Consider the following 3,621-nt stretch of genomic DNA (forward strand, 5'->3'; position numbering starts at 1 on the left):
GTTGCCGGGTGATGTACAAACAGCAGTGATGCGCAGACGTAAGTGGCTATCCCATGTTTCTCTTTTGTAATAAAAAAGTTTATGTTTCAGAGATTTTTTGAGAAACTGCCAAAGCCTTTCAATTGGATAAAGAAGTCGGGGTTCTAATTTTTCATAAATGCTTTAGGACTGCTATAGCAATATCTAAAATGGTTACTGAGCAGATGGTGAGCGGAGTCTAACCATGCCGAAGGGCTACGCCTACGAACAATTTGACTGCATACTGAAGCGTTTTTAGTGAGACAGGCAATATTTCACAGCCTTCTGCAAAATCTTCAATTAAGTTTTGAATCTGCGAGTTATCAAAACCTGCTTTGCAGATTAAACTTACACAAACCTCATTGATAATTTGCATCCTAAAAAGTAGGTTTTATTGACTTGTAACGTTTGTGCCTATTTAATCATTGATCAATAATGTATGCTATTTCTTTAGGGCCCACGACAGATGTAGTTCAAATAAATAAAACCTACTGTAAATTCATCTTTGCAGAAACTATTTCATAATTTACATAAAAAAGAATGGAAATCAAACAGATTTGCGTTATCGGGGCTGGAATCAGCGGACTGGTGACAGCTAAAACTTTTATCGAAGAAGGCTATGACGTTACTGTATTCGAGAAACAAAAAGGACTTGGTGGTGTTTGGGAAAAGTCTCGAACTTACCCAGGATTAACAACCCAAAATACGGGTGACACCTATAGTTTTTCAGACTATCCTATGCCTGCATCCTACCCAGAGTGGCCCACAGCAGAACAGATGCGGAATTACTTAGATTCATACGCCCATAATTTTAGGGTTCTTGAGAGAATTCGCTTCCAAACGGAAGTTACCAATGTTTCCCGAAAAACTGGAGAACGACCAGGATGGGTAGTTACCATCAGAATGAAGGAAGGTAATGGGGGTGAGACAAAAGAGGAAAAACACGAATTTGACTTTGTGTTAGTGTGCAATGGCACATATAGTATCCCCAAGCTACCTTACTTACCAGGTGGGGAGGAGTTCGCCGCATCTGGAGGAAGAGTACTGCATTCTACCGAGTTTAACGATGCTTCAATCATTGAGGGTAAGCGGGTAGTAGTAGTGGGTTTTGGCAAATCTGCCTGCGACATTGCGACTTTGGCAGCAAACATAGCCAAAGAATCTACCCTCGTCTTCCGTCAGCCCTTGTGGAAAATTCCTAGATTTTTCTTGGGTTTAGTAAACCTGAAGTATGTTTTATTAACCCGCTTTTCAGAAGCTTGGTTCCCCTACCGTAAGATGGGACGGATTGAAAAAATGCTGCACACTCTGGGTAAGCCACTAGTGTGGACTTTCTGGCAGACTAACGAGATGGTGCTACGCCTGCAATTCGGTCTTGATAGCTGCGGTATGTTGCCCGAACAACCGATGAATCAGGCTAACTGTGGCATTAGCATAGCTCCTCCAGATTTTTTCAAGTACATACACTCTGGTAAAATTCAGGCAATAAAAACCAGCATCGCCAAGTTTATCCCTGGTGGTGTGGAATTAGCTAATGGTCAGCAGTTGCAGGCAGACATAGTAATTTTTGGAACAGGATTTCGCCAAGAACTTCCATTTCTTGAGGAAGAATATCGGCGACAGGTAATTGATGAAGATGGTAATTTTAACCTTTACCGTTATCTGATTCATCCTAATATTCCACAGATGGGTTTTGTTGGCTATAACAGCAGTTTTTACAGTCAGTTGACATCAGAAGTTGGTGCTTGGTGGTTGCTAGAGTATGTCCAAGGCAACTTGTTATTGCCTTCGCCGCCAGCCATGTATCAAGAAATGGCAGCAGATATCGATTGGATGAAAACTCAATACAATAGCGTTGTATCGAAGGCAACATGCATAACCTCATTTTCCTTACGTTATACTGAGCAACTCATGGAAGATATGGGTGCAAATAATCAGCTTGGTGTCTGGAAGGGAATTTCACAAATTATGCTGCCTGTGGATTTATCCCTCTACAACAAACTTCGACAGGAATTAAAATCGCAAAGATTGAAAAATTTTCATGATTCTCCTACCAATGAGCCGAATCATTGTGAGTTGAAAGTAGACGCTTAAACTGACTCCACTGAGGAAGCACCGAAACGATAGCCTTTGCCGTAGACTGTGTGAATCAGCGTAGTTTCTCTACCTACCTCAATCTTGCGGCGCAACAGGCGAATTAATGCCGCTATCACATTACTACTAGGTTGTTCTTCCTCTTGCCACAAATTTTGCATAATCTGAGCATGAGTTAGTAGCTGTCCCGTGTGTTCCATAAAGTATTGCAACAACTGACTTTCTTTTTGCGATAGCTCAATTATCCGTCCTTGACGATAGGCTACTTGATTTTCACAATCGAGTTCTAAATCAGCGACAATTAAACGTCCAGTGGTGGTTTCATAGGTTTGAGAACCAGAACGACGCAATAAAGCACGAACTCTCGCTAGTAACTCCCGCAGTTCAAAAGGTTTAACCAAATAGTCGTCAGCACCAGCATCTAAACCTTCTACGCGGTCATCCAAAGTATCCTTGGCTGTGAGAAACAGCACGGGGGTAGTTTTGCCTTGGCGTCGCAATTCCTGACAAATCTCTAACCCCGTTTTTCCTGGCAGCATCCAATCTAAAATCAGTAGGTCATAATTGCCTGCTTGTGCGTGTTTACTGCCACTTGTGCCATCGTAAGCGGCATCAACAGCGTAACCCTCACGAGTTAATAAGCGACTCAGGGGTTCAGTTAGTTCAATTTCATCATCAACTAATAAAATTCTCATGCTGCTTGTGGTAAGCATATAGAGATATTCTCAATATTATTCAACTGTCGAGACGCTAAGGATACCAATAAAAAGAATGCTGACTGTTGCATTGCCAAAAGGTGAACTACTTAAAAATAGCATCCGCCTGCTACAAGCTGTGGGATTAGATTTTAGTGCTTTTTTAGATTCAGGAACTCGCCAACTTCAAATTCCTGACACAAAGGGAGTTGCAAAAGCTTTGCTAGTAAGGGCGCAGGACGTGCCGGTGTATGTAGAATATGGTCAAGCACAACTGGGTGTTGTCGGTTACGATGTATTGCGGGAAAAGCAGCCGCAAGTTGCCCACTTGGTAGATTTGCAGTTTGGGCATTGTCGGATGTCTGTGGCGGTAAAAGCATCGAGTTCTTACCGATCGCCTTTAGATTTACCACCGCATGGTAGAGTTGCTTCCAAGTATGTAAATTGCGCTCGTGAATATTTCCACAGTCTAGATTTACCTGTGGAAATAGTGCCGTTGTATGGTTCAGTGGAATTAGGCCCGATTACTGGAATGTCAGAAGCGATCGTGGATTTAGTTTCCACAGGGCGAACTTTGCGCGAAAATGGTCTGATTGAAGTTGCTACTTTGTATGAAAGCACGGCGCGGTTGATTGCCCATCCTCTGAGTTACCGCCTGAACACGGGTAATCTGAGTGACGTGATTGCCAAGCTGCGAGAGGCCGTTTTGGTAAGTGTTTAATACCAATTTTTAATTCCTAATATTCTTTAGAGAAATCGGGAATGTTGTTGTAAGGACTTCCGTAGGGGTGCGGCTGATACCCAACGAAACTGC

General features: G+C 42.6%; 3 protein-coding genes. 2 read left to right on the forward strand and 1 reads right to left on the reverse strand.

All coding sequences use genetic code 11. From position 1 onward, the window contains the following. Positions 1-558: 558 nt before the first annotated feature. Complete coding sequence (locus RRG12_RS41770; RefSeq protein ID WP_420763014.1) at positions 559-2,112, forward strand: flavin-containing monooxygenase; 1,554 nt, start codon at positions 559-561, stop codon at positions 2,110-2,112. On the opposite strand, the gene rppA is transcribed toward RRG12_RS41770, so the two are convergent. After that, positions 2,109-2,807 carry a two-component system response regulator RppA gene (gene rppA, locus RRG12_RS41775; RefSeq protein ID WP_069068917.1) on the reverse strand — a complete coding sequence of 233 codons (699 nt, stop codon included), beginning with the start codon at positions 2,805-2,807 and terminating at the stop codon, positions 2,109-2,111. The two genes, RRG12_RS41770 and rppA, sit on opposite strands and share 4 nt — an antisense overlap. 76 nt (positions 2,808-2,883) lie before the next feature. On the opposite strand from rppA, the gene hisG reads away from it, so the two are divergent. Continuing rightward, a complete protein-coding gene (gene hisG, locus RRG12_RS41780) occupies positions 2,884-3,528 on the forward strand; it encodes an ATP phosphoribosyltransferase (protein ID WP_069068916.1) in 645 nt (214 codons plus the stop codon). Positions 3,529-3,621 lie beyond the last annotated feature (93 nt).

Source organism: Nostoc sp. CALU 546 (assembly GCF_048836525.1).